This window comes from Streptomyces sp. DT224, assembly GCF_049844595.1.
In the GTDB taxonomy this organism is placed as follows: domain Bacteria; phylum Actinomycetota; class Actinomycetes; order Streptomycetales; family Streptomycetaceae; genus Streptomyces.
Window position 1 is genome coordinate 172,182 of sequence record NZ_JBNCLI010000012.1, and the last position, 15,369, is coordinate 187,550.

Consider the following 15,369-nt stretch of genomic DNA (forward strand, 5'->3'; position numbering starts at 1 on the left):
CCGGCCCGAGCCTCGCCCGGGCGGGGGCCCGCCGCCCCCCCGGGCGGGGGGGCGGCGCGCCGCCCCCCGCGCCGGGCGTTGCGGCGGTCCCGGGCCGCGCGCACGCCTCCCCATGACGTACACCGGCCCCGGGAGACCCTCTGACGGCGGCGGCCCCGCACACCTCCGCCGGGTGTGCGGGACCGCCGCCCGGCGTCAGTTACCGGCCTCCGAGGCGTCCAGCATCGCCTCGCGCTCCACGACCTTGACGCGCTCGCGGTCCTGCGCGGCTCCGAGGGCACGCTCGTGCGCGTCGAGGCGGTACCAGCCCTCACGGGTGGTGTAGCGGATGCCGCGCTCCTCCAGGAAGGCGGTGACGGCCTCCGGCTCGGGGCGCTCCGGTGCGGGCAGCCGCCCGGCGGCGTGGTCCTCCAGGAGGCAGGCGACCGTCTCGTTGGCGTCGCCCTTCGTGTGGCCGATCAGGCCGACCGGGCCCCGCTTGATCCAGCCGGTGACGTATACCGACTCCATCGGCTCGCCGCCTTCGAGGACCCGGCCCGCGGCGTGCGGGACCGTGCCGGACGCGACGTCGAACGGCAGCTTCGGCAGCTCGCGCGAGTAGTAGCCCACCGCCCGGTAGACGCTCTGGACGTCCCAGTCGTGGAAGGTTCCGGTGCCGCGCACGTTTCCGGTGCCGTCCAGTTCCGTGCGCTCGGTGCGCAGGCCGGTGACCCGGCCCTCCTCGCCGATGATCTCCACGGGGGACTCGAAGAAGTGCAGGAAGAGCTTGTGCGGCCGGTCGCCGACATCGCGGATCGCCCAGTTCTCCAGCGTGGAGGCGACCATGTTGGCCTGCTTGTTCCCGCGCCGGGTCTCGATCGAACCCGCGTCGTAGTCGATGTCCTCGGGGTTGACGATGACCTCGATGTTGGGCGAGTGGTCCAGTTCGCGCAGCTCCATCGGACTGAACTTCGCCTGCGCCGGGCCGCGCCGGCCGAAGACGTGCACCTCCAGCGCCTTGTTCGCCTTCAGGCCGTCGTAGACGTTGGCCGGGATCTCCGTCGGCAGCAGCTCGTCGGCGGTCTTCGCGAGGATGCGGGCCACGTCCAGGGCCACGTTCCCGACGCCCAGCACGGCGACCTTCTCGGCCTCCAGCGGCCAGGTGCGCGGGACGTCCGGGTGGCCGTCGTACCAGGAGACGAAGTCGGCGGCCCCGTAGGAGCCGTCCAGGTCGTGGCCCGGGATGTCGAGCGCGCGGTCAGCGTCGGCGCCGGTCGAGAAGATCACCGCGTCGTAGAAGGTGCGCAGCTCGTCGAGGTCCAGGTCGTTCGGGTAGTCGACGTTGCCGAACAGGCGCAGCTGGGGCTTGTCCAGCACCTGGTGCAGCGCCTGCACGATGCCCTTGATGCGCGGGTGGTCGGGCGCTACGCCGTAGCGGATCAGGCCGAACGGGGCGGGCATCCGTTCGAAGAGGTCGATGGAGACGCCCGGGTCGGCGGCCGCGTCGGATTTGAGCAGCGCGTCCGCCGCGTAGATGCCGGCGGGACCGGCTCCGACGATGGCGACGCGGACGGGGCGTGTCATGGCGAGCTGTTCCTTCGAACGGGTGAGCAGAAGCGGGGCCGGTTGGTAAGGCAAGGCTTAGTCGACCCCCGTCGCACACGTTAGCCCCTGCTCGGACCCGCTTTCGGGGCGGGGCGGCCCTACTGGGCGGTATTCGGGCCTTCCTCCCGCGCCGATATCCGGGAAATCCTTGTGATGCGGCCCTTCGGCGCTCTCCGCGGATGTGTCCTATTGCACGTTCACCACATGGACGGTTCAGTCGAAGAATCGGACAAATGGTGGCAGAGTGACGCACATGGATGATCGGGTAGCGGGTGCCCTGTCACTCCCGGACGACTGGCCCGCCCACCCGGATCTCAGCCTCGCCCTGAACCGAATGGGCAGCTTCGACTGGGATCTCGACAGCGGCCTCATGCATTTGGACCGGCCCGCCCTCGACGTGTTCGATCTGAGGGCCGACGAATACGACAACCGGCCCCAGACGCTCGGGCTTCGCGTGCCGCCCGACGAGGGCGTCCGGCTGGACGCCATGGTCTCGGAGACGCTGAAGAGCGGCCGCAGCAACTACGGGGCGTACTTCCGCCTCCAGTCGCGCGACGGGACCCTGCGCTGGGCGCACACCCAGGGCTTCGTACGACGCGACGACAGCGGCCGTCCCCGCCGGATCATCGGCATCGTGCGGGACGCCGGTCCCGAGCTCGCCGAGTCCGCCGCCCGCCGCGAGCTGGACGAGGAGCTGCGCCGCCGTACCAGCCTGGTCGACGCCACCACGGCCGCGCTGGCCCACGCCCGTACCGTCAAGGACGTCATCGAGGTCCTGAAGAACTCCGAGGGCCTGGCCCTGCTCGGTGCGACCAGCCTGGTCATGGGGCTGACCGAGGCCGGGCGCATCCACCTGGTGGCCGACGGGCCCGAGGGATCGTTCGTACCCGGCACCCGGTACACCCGGACGGACGAGCAGTACCCGATGAGCGAGGTCGTCCGCACGCTCGGGCCCCGCTTCATCGAGTCGGCCGAGGACTTCGCCGCCTCCTACCCCGCCCTGTGGCCGCACATCAGCCACCTCGGGATCACCTCCGCCGCCTACCTCCCGCTGATTGCCCAGGCCCGCCCCGTCGGCGCGCTCGGCCTCCTCTACAGCGGCAAGAACGGCTTCACCGCCGACGAGCGGAACCTGCTGCTGGCCCTCGGCAGCTCCATCGCCCAGAGCCTTCAGCGGGCCATGCTCTACGAACAGGAGCACGACCTGGCCGAAGGGCTCCAGCAGGCCATGCTGCCGCGCCGGATCCCCGACGTGCCCGGAGCCCAGATCGCGGTGCGCTATCGCTCGGCCAGGCTCGGCCGGGACATCGGCGGCGACTGGTACGACGTCATCCCGCTGCCCGGAGGCCGGGTCGGCGCCGTCATCGGGGACGTGCAGGGCCACGACACCCACGCGGCCGCCGTGATGGGCCAGCTGCGCATCGTGCTGCGGGCGTACGCCGCCGAGGGGCACAGCCCCGCCACGGTCATGGCACGCGCCTCCGTCTTCCTGCACGAACTCGACACCGACCGCTTCGCGACCTGCATCTACGCCGAGGCGGACCTGACCACCGGCGTGGTCCAGCTGGTGCGCGCCGGGCACGTCGACCCGCTCGTGCGCGACGCTGACGGCGGCTGCCGAAGGGTGCCCTCCGAAGGCGGGCTGCCGCTCGGGCTCTCCGCCGAGTTCGGCCGGCTCGAATACCCGGTCGGCACGGTCGAGCTGGACCCGGGCCAGACCATGGTGCTGTTCACCGACGGACTGGTGGAGCTCCCCGGCGCGGATCTGGACGAGGGAACCCAGCGGCTCACCGCCCTCGTCACCAACGGCCCGCAGGACCTCGATCAGCTCGCCGACCGCCTCTGCGCGTCCGTGGACGAGCGCGGCGGCGAGGACGACGTGGCCCTGCTGCTCCTGCGCCGCAAGGCCGCACAGGCCCCGCAGCCGGGCGGGCGGCTCCAGCAGCACGTCGCCCAGAACGACCCCGAGGCGCTCAGCTCGGCCCGCCACATGATCCGCGCGGCGGTCCGGGCCTGGGGTGCGGGCGACCGGGCCGACGAGGTCGAGCTGGCCGCCGACGAGCTGGTCACCAACGCCCTGATGCACACCGACGGCGGCGCCATCGTCACGATCCGGGTCCTCACCGGTCCCGAGCGACGGCTGCGGGTCGACGTCGAGGACCGGTCGAGCGCCCTGCCGCGCCGCCGGGACGCGGGTGAGGCCGGAGTCTCCGGACGAGGTCTGCTGCTGGTCGACCAGCTCGCGGACGCCTGGGGCGTCGAGTCCCGGGGCACCGGCAAGTGCGTCTGGAGCGAATTCGTCGTTCCGCCACGCGGCTGACCCTTCGCCCGCCCCTTCGTCCGTACGGCCGAGAAGTAACGCGCAACGAGATTGTAACTGAACGTAATGTATCTGTACTTGACCGTGATGGATCGCCGGAGATTGACTGCGATCCGGTCGGTCTCCCGTCTTCGATGACATGAGGACCCGTTGGGCACTGAGCTACTGGCACCCCTCGATCTCGCCTTCTGGCACCTCGAGTCCGCTGCCCACCCCATGCACCTCGGCGCGCTCGCCGTCTTCGCGCCACCCCCCGGCGCCGCCCCCGGCCCCGAGGCGCTGCTCGGCCTCCTCGGCGACCGCGCCGCCGCGATTCCCCGGCTGCGCATGCGGGTACGCGACGTGCTGCTGCCCGTCGGCGGTGCGGCCTGGTCCCCCGATCCGGAATTCGACGTGCACCGCCACGTCCGGCGCGTCCGGCTGCCCGCCGAGGAGACGGCGCCCGGCGGCGCGGGCTTCATGGCGGCCGCGACCCGGCTCGCCGGAGAGCTGATGGAGCGGCCGCTCCGCAGGGGCCTGCCGCCCTGGGAGATGTACCTCATCGACGGACCGGGCGGCGGCCCGTTCGCCGTGCTCGTCAAGCTCCATCACGCGCTCGCCGACGGGATGCGGGCGGTCGCCATCGGGGCCGGGATCTTCGACCAGATCGCCACCGCGGCCGCCCGGCCCCGCCCCTCCGCCCGGCCGCGCCCGGTGCCGCCCCGGTCCTGGATGCCGGGTCCGCGCCAGGTCGCCGGGCTCGCCCTCGGCCGTATCGAGGACCTGGGCCGCGCTGTCGGAGTCGGCGCCTCGCTCGTCCGGGCCGGCCGCCTCGACCCGCGCGGCGCACCGGTGCTCCGGGCCGGCTCCAGCGGGACCCGGCGGCTCGCCACGGCCGACCTGGACCTCGACGCCGTGCGGCGCGTCCGCCGCGTGACCGGCGGCACCGGGAACGATGTGCTGCTCGCCGTCGTGGCGGGCGCGCTGCGGCGCTGGATGCTGGAGCGCGGCGAGACCCCGCCGCGCGACGACCCGCGCGCCCTGGTCCCGGTCTCGCGGCGCCGGCCCGGCGGCGCGGCCGTGGCGACCGGCAACCGGCTCTCCGCCTACCTCCTGGACCTCCCCGTCTCGGAGCCGGATCCCCGGGAGCGGCTGCGCGCGGTACGCGAGGCGATGGACCGCAACAAGTCAGCGGGCCCGCTGCGCGGCGCCGGGGCGGTCGCCGTGCTGGCCGATCAGCTGCCTTCGCTGGCCCACCGTTTCGGTGCCCCGCTCGCCGGGAACGCGGCCCGGATGCTCTTCGACGTCCTGGTCACCAGCGTGCCCCTGCCGCGCTCCCGCCTCTCGCTGGCCGGCTGCCCGCTGAGCGCCCTGTACCCGTTGGCGCCGCTGGCTCGGGGGCAGTCGATGGCCGTCGCGCTGACGACGTACGGCTCGCGCGTGCACATCGGAGTCGTGGGTGACGGCAAGGCGCTGCCCGGCCTGGACGGGCTGGCGCGGTGCGCCGACGAGGAGCTGGCCGCGCTTCTCGCGGAGGTGGCGGAGAGCTGACGGCCAAGGCATAGATCGGACAGGTCCATCCCTGATCTCCGCAAGTGGTGACCGCACGGGTGTTGACGTGCCCAAGTGATCCGATGAATATTCGCTGGTGGCAGCGATCATCGAGGAGGGCGGCGACAGCATGCGGCGCAACGGGCTGGGCGGCAGCACGGTCGGGATCACCGAACTGTCCTTCGGTGCGGCCGCCATCGGCAATCTCTTCAGCGAAGTGGAACCGGAGCGGGCGGCGGCCACCGTCGACGCCGCCTGGGACGCGGGCATCCGCCACTTCGACACCGCGCCGCACTACGGACTCGGCCTCTCCGAACGCCGCCTCGGGGAGGCCCTGCGCGGCCGCCCCCGCGACGCGTACACGCTCTCCACCAAGGTCGGCCGCGTCCTCGAACCGCTGCCCGCCCCGGAGACCGCCGCCTCCGACGGGCTGTCCGAGGGCTTCGCCGTACGCGCCACGCACCGCCGCCGCTGGGACTTCAGCGCGGCCGGCGTCCGCCGCAGCATCGAGGACAGCCTCGACCGCCTCGGCCTCGACCGCGTCGACATCGCCTACCTCCACGACCCCGACGACCACGCCGGACCCGCCTTCCGCGAGGCGTATCCGGAACTGGAGAAGCTGCGCGCCGAAGGGGTCGTCGGGGCGATCGGCGCCGGCATGAACCAGACCGCGATGCTCACCCGCTTCGTCCACGACACCGACGTCGACGTCGTCCTGTGCGCCGGCCGGTTCACCCTCCTCGACCAGTCGGCCCTCACCGACCTGCTGCCGGCCGCCGCCGCACGCGGCCGGAGCGTCGTCGTCGGCGGGGTCTTCAACTCCGGGCTCCTCGCCGACCCGCGCCCCGGCGCCACCTACGACTACGCCACCGCCCCGACCGGCCTCCTCGACCGCGCCCTCCGGCTCAGGGGCATCACCGAGGCCCATGGAGTCCCGCTGCGCGCCGCCGCCCTGCGGTACCCCCTCACCCACCCGGCCGTCGCCGGGGTGCTCGTCGGCGCACGCTCCCCGGACGAGGTGCGCGACGCCGCCGTACAGCTGAACCGGGAGATCCCCGACGCCCTCTGGGACGACCTGCGCGACCAGGGCCTGCTGCCCGGGAACGGACACTGACATGCGCATCGCCCTGCACACCAAGATCCGCGCCGATCGTGTCGCGGAGTACGAGGCCGCGCACCGCGAGGTCCCGTCGGAGCTGACCCGGGCGATCCGGGCGGCCGGCGTCGGCTCCTGGACGATCTGGCGCAGCGGCACCGACCTCTTCCACCTCATCGAGTGCGACGACTACGCCCGCCTGCTCGCCGAGCTGGAGCAACTGCCCGTCAACGTCGCCTGGCAGGCCCGGATGGACGGCCTCCTCGACGTGGCCCACGACTACTCCGCCGAGGGTGCCGAAGCCGGGCTCCCCGTCGTATGGGAGCTGTGAGGTGAGGGCCGCGCCCCGCGTCGTGGACGCCCACCACCATGTGTGGGACCTCGCGGTACGCGACCAGGACTGGATCACCGGTGAGGCGCTGGCCCCCCTGCGCCGCGACTTCACCCTCGCCGACCTGGAACCGGAGGCCCGTGCGGCCGGGGTCGGCGCCACCGTGCTCGTCCAGACCGTCACCGTGCCTGGGGAGACGCCCGAGTTCCTGGCGCTCGCCGCGGGCAGCGAGCTGGTCGCCGGGGTCGTCGGCTGGACCGACCTCACCGCTCCGGACATCGCCGACACCCTGGCCGCCCTGCGCGAACTCCCCGGGGGCGACCGGCTCGTCGGGCTGCGCCACCAGGTCCAGGGCGAACCGGACCCCGAGTGGCTGCTCCGGCCCGACGTGCTGCGCGGTCTGGCCGCCGTGGCCGACGCCGGGCTCGTCTACGACCTGGTGATCCTCCCGCACCAACTGCCCGCCGCGACCCGGGCGGCCGCCGCGCTCCCGGGCCTCGTCCTCGTACTCGACCACGCGGGGAAGCCGCCGATCGCCACCGGGCGCACCCGGCCCTGGGCCGACGACCTGCGGGCCCTCGCCGCCCTCCCCAATACCGTCTGCAAGCTCTCCGGACTCGTCACCGAGGCGGACTGGCACGCCTGGACCCCGGACGACCTGCGCCCGTACGCGGAGACCGTCATCGACGCCTTCGGGCCCGGGCGGCTCATGTTCGGCTCGGACTGGCCGGTGTGCCGCCTCGCCGCCACGTACACCGAGGTCCTGGACACCGCCCGCGCCCTGGTCCAGGACCTGAGCGAGGGCGAGCGGGCCGCCGTGCTCGCCACCACCGCCGAACGCGTGTACGGCCTTCGGTAGGCGTCCACGGCGCGGCTGCGGCAGGCTGGAACCATGCCCGAACTGCCGGAAGTCGAAGCACTGCGGCTCTTCCTCGACGACCACCTCGTCGGCAAGGAGATCGACCGCGTCCTGCCGGTCGCGATCAGCGTCCTCAAGACCTACGCCCCGCCGCTCACCGCCCTGCACGGCGGCACGGTCACCGATGTGCGGCGGCACGGCAAGTTCCTCGACATCGGCGTCGGCCCGCTCCACCTGATCACCCACCTCGCCCGGGCCGGCTGGCTCCGCTGGAACGACGCCTTCCCGGCCGCCCCGCCCCGCCCCGGCAAGGGACCGCTCGCCCTGCGTGCCGTCCTCACCGGCGGCGACGGCTTCGACCTCACCGAGGCCGGCACCACCAAACGCCTCGCCGTCCACCTCGTGCACGACCCGGCCGAGGTCCCCGGGATCGCCCGCCTCGGACCCGACCCGCTCGGCCCGGGATTCGACCGGGACGCGTTCGCCGCGCTGCTCGACGGGGAACGCCGCCAGATCAAGGGCGCCCTGCGCGACCAGTCGCTCATCGCCGGCATCGGCAACGCGTACAGCGACGAGATCCTGCACGTCGCGAAGATGTCGCCGTTCAAGCCCACCGCGAACCTCACCGCCGACGAGATCACCCGCCTCCACGAGGCCGTGCGCACCACCTTGGAGGACGCCGTCGCCCGGTCCGGCGGCGTCGAGGCGGGACGCCTCAAGGCCGAGAAGAAGAGCGCGATGCGGGTCCACGGGCGCACCGGCCAGGCGTGCCCGGTCTGCGGGGACACCATCCGCGAGGTCTCCTTCAGCGACTCCTCGCTCCAGTACTGCCCGACCTGCCAGACCGGCGGCAAACCGCTCGCGGACCGCCGCCTGTCCCGGCTGCTCAAGTAGGGGCGCGATGCGCGGAGGGCACGCCTTACACTCCGGCCTCATGCTCCGCGTACTCGCCGTCGACGACGAAGAACCCGCCCTGGAGGAACTGCTCTACCTCCTGCGCGCCGACCCCCGCATCCGCAGCGCGGAGGGCGCCACCGGGGCCACCGAGGCGCTGCGCCGCATCGGGAGCGCCGTCGACGCGGGCCCCGACGACCCGACCGCCATCGACGTGGTCTTCCTCGACATCCACATGGCCGGTCTCACCGGGCTCGACGTCGCCCAGCTCCTCGCCGGGTTCGCCGCACCGCCGCTCATCGTCTTCGTCACCGCCCACGAGGGCTTCGCCGTGCACGCCTTCGACCTCAAGGCCGTCGACTACGTCCTCAAACCGGTCCGCCGCGAACGCCTCGCCGAGGCCGTACGACGCGTCGCCGAACAGGTACAGGACCGTTCGGCGCCCGTCGTCCACGACACCGCGCAGGACCAGATAGCCGTCGAACTGGGCGGCGTCATCCGCTTCATCCCGATCGACGACATCGCGTACGCCGAGGCCCAGGGCGACTACGCCCGGCTGCACACCGCCAACGGCAGCCACCTCGTCCGCGTCCCCCTCACCACCCTGGAGGAGCGCTGGCGCACCCGCGGTTTCGTCCGCATCCACCGCCGCCACCTCGTGGCCCTCGGCCGGATCGACGAACTCCGCCTGGACGCCGGCACCATGAGCGTCCGCATCGGCACCGCGGAACTCGCCGTCAGCCGCCGCCACACCCGCGCGCTGCGCGACCTCCTGATGCGCGGGACCAGCCGCTGACCAGCCGCTACCCGCCCCGAACCCCCTTCCCAGCAGGGCCGGGTGCCGCCTACACTCCGGCCCCATGTCCGCAGAGCCCACACCCCGGCGCGAAGTGGTGACGGGGGAGCCCCGGCGGGTGCGCCCGCTGCCGCGCTACCGCACCCAGTCGGAGATCGACGAGCAGACCGCGCTCGGCGGCGCCTACGTCCGCTCACTCATGCGCGGACAGCTGCGGGCCGGGCTGACCGCCTTCGCGGCCCTCGCCGCCGTCGTGGGCACCCTGCCCCTCGTCTTCGAGGCCCTGCACAGCTCCGCCGTCGTCTGGGCGGTCCTCGGCTTCGCCGCCTACCCGCCGCTCACCCTGCTCGCCTGGTGGTACGTGCGCCGCGCCGAGCGCAACGAGAGCGACTTCGCCCGGCTCGTGGAAGGCCGCCCCGCCCCGTGAGCCGCACGTACGCGGTGGCTGCCGTCGCCGTCGTCGTCCTGGCCACCGTCCTCGTCGGCGGCTTCGGGCTGCGGATATCCCGCACCACCTCCGACTTCTACGTGGCCTCGCGCACCGTGCGCCCCCGGCTCAACGCCGCCGCCATCAGCGGCGAATACCTCTCCGCCGCCTCCTTCCTCGGCATCGCGGGCCTCGTCCTCGTGCACGGCCCCGACATGCTCTGGTACCCGGTCGGCTACACCGCCGGCTATCTGGTCCTGCTGGTCTTCGTCGCGGCTCCGCTGCGCCGCTCGGGGGCGTACACCCTGCCCGACTTCGCCGAAGGGCGCCTGGAGTCCCGGCAGGTCCGCCGGCTCGTCAGCGTCCTCGTCGTCGGCGCGGGATGGCTCTACCTGGTACCCCAGCTCCAGGGCGCCGGACTCACCCTCAAGATCCTCACCGGGGCGCCCGGCTGGCTCGGCGACGTGCTGGTCGCCTCCGTCGTCGTCCTCGCCGTCGCCGCCGGCGGGATGCGCTCGATCACCTTCGTCCAGGTCTTCCAGTACTGGCTGAAGCTGACGGCGCTCCTCGTTCCCGCGATCTTCCTGGTGCTGGCCTGGCAGGGTGACGGACAGCCCCGCATCACCTTCGACGAACACCTCTCCGCCTTCCGCGCCGACCACCCCCTGTACGCGACCTACGGCCTCATCGTGGCCACCTTCCTCGGCACCATGGGCCTGCCGCACGTCGTCGTCCGCTTCTACACCAGCCCCAACGGCCGCGACGCCCGCCGCACCACCGTCGCCGTCCTCGCCCTCATCGGCGTCTTCTACCTCCTGCCGCCCGTCTACGGCGCGCTGGGCCGCCTGTACGCCCCCGAGCTGATCCACGGCGGCGACGCGGACGCCGCCGTGCTCCTGCTGCCCGGCCGGGTCATCGGCGGACTCGGCGGCGACCTGCTCGGGGCGCTCGTCGCGGGCGGCGCGTTCGCCGCGTTCCTCTCCACCGCGTCCGGGCTCACCATGGCCGTCGCCGGGGTCATCACCCAGGACGTGCTCCCCTCACGCGGGGTGCGGCACTTCCGGCTGGCCACCGTCCTCGCGATCTCCGTGCCCCTGGCCGGCTCGCTGCTGGTCAGCCGGGTCCCCGTCGCCGACGCCGTGGGCATGGCCTTCGCCGTCTCCGCGTCCTCCTTCTGCCCGCTGCTCGTCCTCGGCATCTGGTGGCGCCGGCTCACCCCGCCCGGGGCGGTGGCCGGCCTCCTGCTCGGCGGCGGCTCCGCGCTGCTCTCCGTCGCCATCACGGTCAGCGGCGCGGTCCGTCCGCCCGGCTGGCCGCACGCCCTGCTCGCCTGGCCCGCGGTCTGGTCCGTACCCGTCGGCTTCCTCGCCATGATCCTGGTCTCGCTCGCCACGCCGAACCGCGTACCACCCGGCACCAACGCCGCGATGACCCGCTTCCACCTGCCCGAGGCGCTCGCCGCCGGGAGACACCGGTGACCGGGGCCGGATACGCCGTCATCGTCGTGCTCGCCCTCCTGCTGTTCGGCGGGGGCCTCCTGCTCGGCCGCCGGACCGCCCGGCCCCTGCGCACCAGCGACGTCGGCACGCCCGTCGAACACGCCACCTTCGAGACCCTGCACACCGCTTCCCTGGCCGCGCCCCCGCTCCGCGCCGGGCTCACCGAGGACAGCGCCCGCCGGTCGGCGCGCCGGCTGCGCTCGCTGCTGGGCACCGACGCGCTGTGCCTCACCGACCGCGACGGGGTGCTGGTCTGGGACGGCGAGGGCGACCACCACGGCCGGGACGTCATGGAGCAGGTCGCGGGCGTCCTGGAGACCGGCCGCGACACCGCCTTCCACAGCGGCTGCGACGATCTGGACTGCCCGCTGAAGTGGGCCGTCGCCGTACCCCTCACCGTCGACCACCGCGTCCTCGGCACCCTCGTCGCCTACGCCCCGCGCGAATCGGCGGTCCTGGCGCGGGCCGCGGGCGAGGTCGCCCGTTGGGTCTGCGTCCAGCTGGAACTCGCCGAACTCGACCGCTCCCGCACCCAGCTCATCGAGGCCGAGATCAGGGCCCTGCGCGCCCAGATCTCCCCGCACTTCATCTTCAACTCACTGGCCGCCATCGCCTCCTTCGTCCGCACCGACCCGGAGAAGGCCCGCGAACTCCTCCTGGAGTTCGCGGACTTCACCCGCTACTCCTTCCGCCGCCACGGCGACTTCACCACCCTCGCGGACGAACTGCACTCCATCGACCAGTACCTCGCCCTGGTCCGGGCCCGCTTCGGCGAACGGCTCTCCGTCACCCTCCAGGTCGCCCCCGAGGTCCTGCCCGTGGCCCTGCCCTTCCTCTGCCTCCAGCCGCTCGTGGAGAACGCCGTCAAACACGGTCTCGAAGGCGCCGTCACCTCCAGCCGCATCACCATCAGCGCCCTGGATGCCGGCTCCGAGGCCGAGGTCGTCATCGAGGACGACGGCACCGGCATGGACCCCCAGCGGCTGCGCCACATCCTGCGCGGCGAGGGCGGCGGATCGACCGGCATCGGCCTGCTCAACGTGGACGAACGGCTCCGCCAGGTGTACGGCGACGAGTACGGGCTCGTCATCGAGACGGGCATCGGCGCCGGGATGCGGATCACCGTCCGGCTGCCGAAGTACCGCGCCGGGGTGCACGGGTCCTGAGCGGCGCCCCCGGTGCGGGTGCACCGACGACACGCAGCGTCCGTCAGTACAGGTGCACCGCGAGGTGTCCCAGCGGCAGGCCCAGCTGCCAGGCCGGGGTCCACACCCGCGCCTCCTCCTCCGCGCCCTCCGCCGCCTCCTCCCAGGGCGGCAGCTGCCCGACGGCCTCCGGATCGGCGGCCAGCAGCTCGGTCTCCTCCAGCCACCGCCAGGCCGACCGGGCCAGCGCCAGATCCGCCCCGGTGCCGCCCGCCACCGGGGCGGCCAGCCGGGTGCGCACCCAGCGGCGCCACGGCGCCCCGGCCGCGGTGAGCAGCCGCAGCTCGTCCACCCGCGCGGCCGGCAGCGCCCCGGCCACCGCGCCGTCCAGCAGGAAGATGGTCAGCGCCAGCGCGTCCCGCCCCGCCCGGAACTCCAGCGTCGCCGGCTCCATCAGGTCGCCGGTGCGCAGCAGTTCACCGGCCAGGTACTCCGCGTACATCCAGGCCATCGGAACCGGCAGCTCGCCCGCGCCGGACCCCTCATGACGTTCCGGAGGCATCCCGTATCGCCCCATTCCCTCGGTCTCGGGGCCGTACGGCCGGCGGGCTGCCCGGCCGATCGCCCACGCAGCATTGAACCGGGGGAGCGGGCCCGGTGTGGCCGGAAAGGCGGTATCCGCGGGACCGGGTCCGTCACAGGCAGGAGGCGCCGACGACCGTCCGCTGCTGAGAGGGGCGGCGCGTGTAGCCGGGCAGATTCCGGGACAGCAGCCGCAGCGCGTAGTGCGAACGCGACTTGACCGTGCCCGCCGGTATCCCCAGCACCTCGGCCGTCTCGCCCACGCTCAGCCCCCGGAAGTAGATCTGCACCAGCACCGACCGGTGCTCCGGACTCAGGGCGCGCACCGCCTCGCGCACATCGAGCGCCGCGACCGCGGACTCCGCCGTGTCGGCCCCCGCCGGAGCGCACTCCAGGCCGGCGTCGCCGACCTCGGCCGGCCGGGCCAGCCGGGAGCGCCGGGCGTCGATCGCCAGCCGGCGCGCCACGGTGAACAGCCAGGGCCGCATCGACTCGTACGGGCCGTCGAACGCCTCCGGGTGCTGCCAGGCCCGTACCAGCGTCTCCTGGAGCAGGTCCTCGGCCCGCTGGCGGTCACCGAAGGTCAGACCGAGCAGGAAGTGGAACAGGGCGGGTCCGTGTTCACGCTGGAGCTCCGCGAGCGCCCGCTCATCGGTCTTCGTCGTGGTCATGGTGAACGCCCTTCCCGCCAAGGTCCCGCCTCGCTGCCGACCTGGCGTATACGAGCGCATCCAGGCCACGAGGAACAGGACAAACACCGCCCTGTGCGACGAGCGGTCGCTCAGAGCGGCGAGTGGTGCGGTGAACGGTCGGGCGGCGCTGCGGGGGAGGGCTCTACGGCACGACGGTGACCGGCCAGCGGCCCGCCTTCACCAGGCGGACGGCCACCGAACCGATGAATCGGTGCCCCGCCGACTCCGACGCGCCCACCACGACGGCGTCCGCCTTGAGTTCGTCGGCGGCGGTCACCAGGCCGTTGAACGGGTCACCCCGGAAGGTGTGGAACTCCCAGCGGACATCCCATATGTCCTTCATCCGGGCCGTCGACTGCCGGATCTCCTCCACCAGCCCCTCGGCCACCTCGGCGGTCGCGTCGCCGACCGAAGCCCCGAGCGCCGCGCCCGCCGCCAGCACCGGCTGGACGTACACGAGGGCCAGCATGGCCCGCTGGCGCCGTGCGAGCCCGGCCGCGTAGGCCGCCGCGCGCATGGACGACTCGGAACCGTCGATGCCCGCGACGATCACCTTCGGTCCGTCTGTGCCACGTTCGAACTGGTGGGAGTGCTGATCTGTCACGGCAGTGAGGCTATCGGCTCGCCCCGCGGCCTGTGGCCCGCCCTCCCGGCGGCCGGCTGCGCTCGCCGGGGACACCGGGGCCTTCCCGCCATCCGGGTGCAAAAAACTCGGTGGCCGGTGTCGCTGAGGCGGGCGGCGAAGCGGGCGTGTGAGCAGTGGGGGATGAAGAGTGATCACAGGCCGCCCCTGCGGAGAACGGTCCTGCGGCTGGCCGCCGGCCTGGGCGCGGTGGCCGCCGTACGGCTCGTCGCCGCGGACCCCGTCACCTCCCCGGCCCGTCCGACGCCCCCCGGCGCGGGTGCGGCAGGCTCCCCGGCCACCGCCTTCCGCGGCCGGGAGCTCGCCTATAGGCTGCGGCCCATGACGGGACAGACGCCGCCCCGGTACCACCCTGCGGCCCCGCCGGTGCGCACCCGGCCGTTCGAGCAGCTGCCCGACATCGGGCACGCCATGGTGCTGTCCTTCGACGACGGGCCCGACCCGCTCCACACCCCGCACATCCTGGACACGCTGCGCGAGCACGACGTACGGGCGATGTTCTTCCTCTGCGGCGAGATGGCGAACGACAACCGCGACCTCGTCCGCCGGATCTCCGACGAGGGGCACACCGTGGGCAACCACTCGTGGACACACCCCCTGGTCACCAAGCTCTCCCGGGCCGGGATCACCGATGAGCTGGGCCGTACCAGCGATGTCATCGAGGAGATCACCGGCGCGGCACCGCTCTGGTACCGGGCGCCCTACGGTGCCTGGAACCGCGACTCCTTCGAGATCGGCGCCGCGCTGGGCATGGAACCGATGGCCTGGACCGTGGACACCCTCGACTGGACCGTGCCCGGCACCGACACCATCGTCCACCGGGTCAGGCAGGGGGCCGGCCCCGGGGTCGTGGTGCTCTCGCACGACGCGGGCGGCGACCGCTCGCAGAGCGTGGCGGCGCTGCGCCGGTATCTGCCGGAGCTGCTGGACGACGGATACCGGCTCACGGTGCCGCGGCGCCGCTGACGAGC

At 73.4% G+C, this 15,369-nt stretch carries 15 protein-coding genes; 11 read left to right on the forward strand and 4 right to left on the reverse strand.

The window, feature by feature from the left end; genetic code table 11:
• Nucleotides 1-195: 195 nt before the first annotated feature.
• On the reverse strand, nucleotides 196-1,563 hold the full coding sequence (locus ACLQ2N_RS28800) for an FAD-dependent oxidoreductase (RefSeq protein ID WP_425817437.1): 1,368 nt from the start codon (nucleotides 1,561-1,563) through the stop codon (nucleotides 196-198).
• Between the two features lie 274 nt (nucleotides 1,564-1,837).
• Here ACLQ2N_RS28800 and ACLQ2N_RS28805 point away from each other — a divergent pair, with 274 nt between their 5' ends.
• The 10 genes from ACLQ2N_RS28805 (at nucleotide 1,838) to ACLQ2N_RS28850 (ending at nucleotide 12,502) form a co-directional block, all read left to right on the forward strand.
• The gene (locus tag ACLQ2N_RS28805; RefSeq protein ID WP_425817439.1) at nucleotides 1,838-3,904 is read left to right on the forward strand and encodes a SpoIIE family protein phosphatase; all 2,067 of its coding nucleotides are present in this window, start codon (nucleotides 1,838-1,840) and stop codon (nucleotides 3,902-3,904) included.
• Nucleotides 3,905-4,054: 150 nt separating this feature from the next.
• Nucleotides 4,055-5,434 carry a wax ester/triacylglycerol synthase family O-acyltransferase gene (locus ACLQ2N_RS28810; protein ID WP_425817441.1) on the forward strand — a complete coding sequence of 460 codons (1,380 nt, stop codon included), beginning with the start codon at nucleotides 4,055-4,057 and terminating at the stop codon, nucleotides 5,432-5,434.
• 130 nt (nucleotides 5,435-5,564) lie between these two features.
• Nucleotides 5,565-6,548 carry an aldo/keto reductase gene (locus tag ACLQ2N_RS28815; RefSeq protein WP_425817697.1) on the forward strand — a complete coding sequence of 328 codons (984 nt, stop codon included), beginning with the start codon at nucleotides 5,565-5,567 and terminating at the stop codon, nucleotides 6,546-6,548.
• Nucleotide 6,549: 1 nt separating this feature from the next.
• Nucleotides 6,550-6,861, forward strand: a complete 312-nt coding sequence (locus ACLQ2N_RS28820; RefSeq protein WP_425817442.1) for an L-rhamnose mutarotase — start codon at nucleotides 6,550-6,552, stop codon at nucleotides 6,859-6,861.
• Nucleotide 6,862: 1 nt separating this feature from the next.
• A complete protein-coding gene (locus tag ACLQ2N_RS28825; protein ID WP_425817444.1) occupies nucleotides 6,863-7,720 on the forward strand; it encodes an amidohydrolase family protein in 858 nt (285 codons plus the stop codon).
• A gap of 33 nt (nucleotides 7,721-7,753) precedes the next feature.
• Complete coding sequence (locus tag ACLQ2N_RS28830) at nucleotides 7,754-8,614, forward strand: Fpg/Nei family DNA glycosylase (protein WP_425817446.1); 861 nt, start codon at nucleotides 7,754-7,756, stop codon at nucleotides 8,612-8,614.
• Between the two features lie 40 nt (nucleotides 8,615-8,654).
• On the forward strand, nucleotides 8,655-9,410 hold the full coding sequence (locus ACLQ2N_RS28835) for a LytR/AlgR family response regulator transcription factor (RefSeq protein ID WP_425817448.1): 756 nt from the start codon (nucleotides 8,655-8,657) through the stop codon (nucleotides 9,408-9,410).
• 64 nt (nucleotides 9,411-9,474) lie between these two features.
• A complete protein-coding gene (locus ACLQ2N_RS28840) occupies nucleotides 9,475-9,837 on the forward strand; it encodes a hypothetical protein (protein ID WP_136315704.1) in 363 nt (120 codons plus the stop codon).
• The gene (locus ACLQ2N_RS28845) at nucleotides 9,834-11,315 is read left to right on the forward strand and encodes a cation acetate symporter (RefSeq protein WP_425817450.1); all 1,482 of its coding nucleotides are present in this window, start codon (nucleotides 9,834-9,836) and stop codon (nucleotides 11,313-11,315) included. The genes ACLQ2N_RS28840 and ACLQ2N_RS28845 overlap by 4 nt, the downstream gene beginning before the upstream one ends.
• A complete protein-coding gene (locus ACLQ2N_RS28850; RefSeq protein ID WP_425817452.1) occupies nucleotides 11,312-12,502 on the forward strand; it encodes a sensor histidine kinase in 1,191 nt (396 codons plus the stop codon). Before ACLQ2N_RS28845 ends, ACLQ2N_RS28850 begins: the two co-directional genes overlap by 4 nt.
• A 43-nt stretch (nucleotides 12,503-12,545) precedes the next feature.
• Here ACLQ2N_RS28850 and ACLQ2N_RS28855 read toward each other — a convergent pair whose 3' ends face one another.
• The 3 genes from ACLQ2N_RS28855 to ACLQ2N_RS28865 all read right to left on the reverse strand — a co-directional run bounded on the left by ACLQ2N_RS28855 (nucleotide 12,546) and on the right by ACLQ2N_RS28865 (nucleotide 14,359).
• Entirely contained in the window at nucleotides 12,546-13,043 is a 498-nt protein-coding gene (locus ACLQ2N_RS28855; protein WP_425817454.1) for a hypothetical protein, read from the reverse strand.
• A 133-nt stretch (nucleotides 13,044-13,176) separates the two neighbouring features.
• The gene (locus tag ACLQ2N_RS28860; protein WP_425817456.1) at nucleotides 13,177-13,734 is read right to left on the reverse strand and encodes a sigma-70 family RNA polymerase sigma factor; all 558 of its coding nucleotides are present in this window, start codon (nucleotides 13,732-13,734) and stop codon (nucleotides 13,177-13,179) included.
• Between the two features lie 163 nt (nucleotides 13,735-13,897).
• Entirely contained in the window at nucleotides 13,898-14,359 is a 462-nt protein-coding gene (locus ACLQ2N_RS28865) for a universal stress protein (protein ID WP_425817458.1), read from the reverse strand.
• A gap of 162 nt (nucleotides 14,360-14,521) precedes the next feature.
• Here ACLQ2N_RS28865 and ACLQ2N_RS28870 point away from each other — a divergent pair, with 162 nt between their 5' ends.
• Nucleotides 14,522-15,364: a polysaccharide deacetylase family protein gene (locus tag ACLQ2N_RS28870; RefSeq protein WP_425817460.1), complete on the forward strand. Its 843-nt coding sequence runs from the start codon at nucleotides 14,522-14,524 to the stop codon at nucleotides 15,362-15,364.
• Nucleotides 15,365-15,369 lie beyond the last annotated feature (5 nt).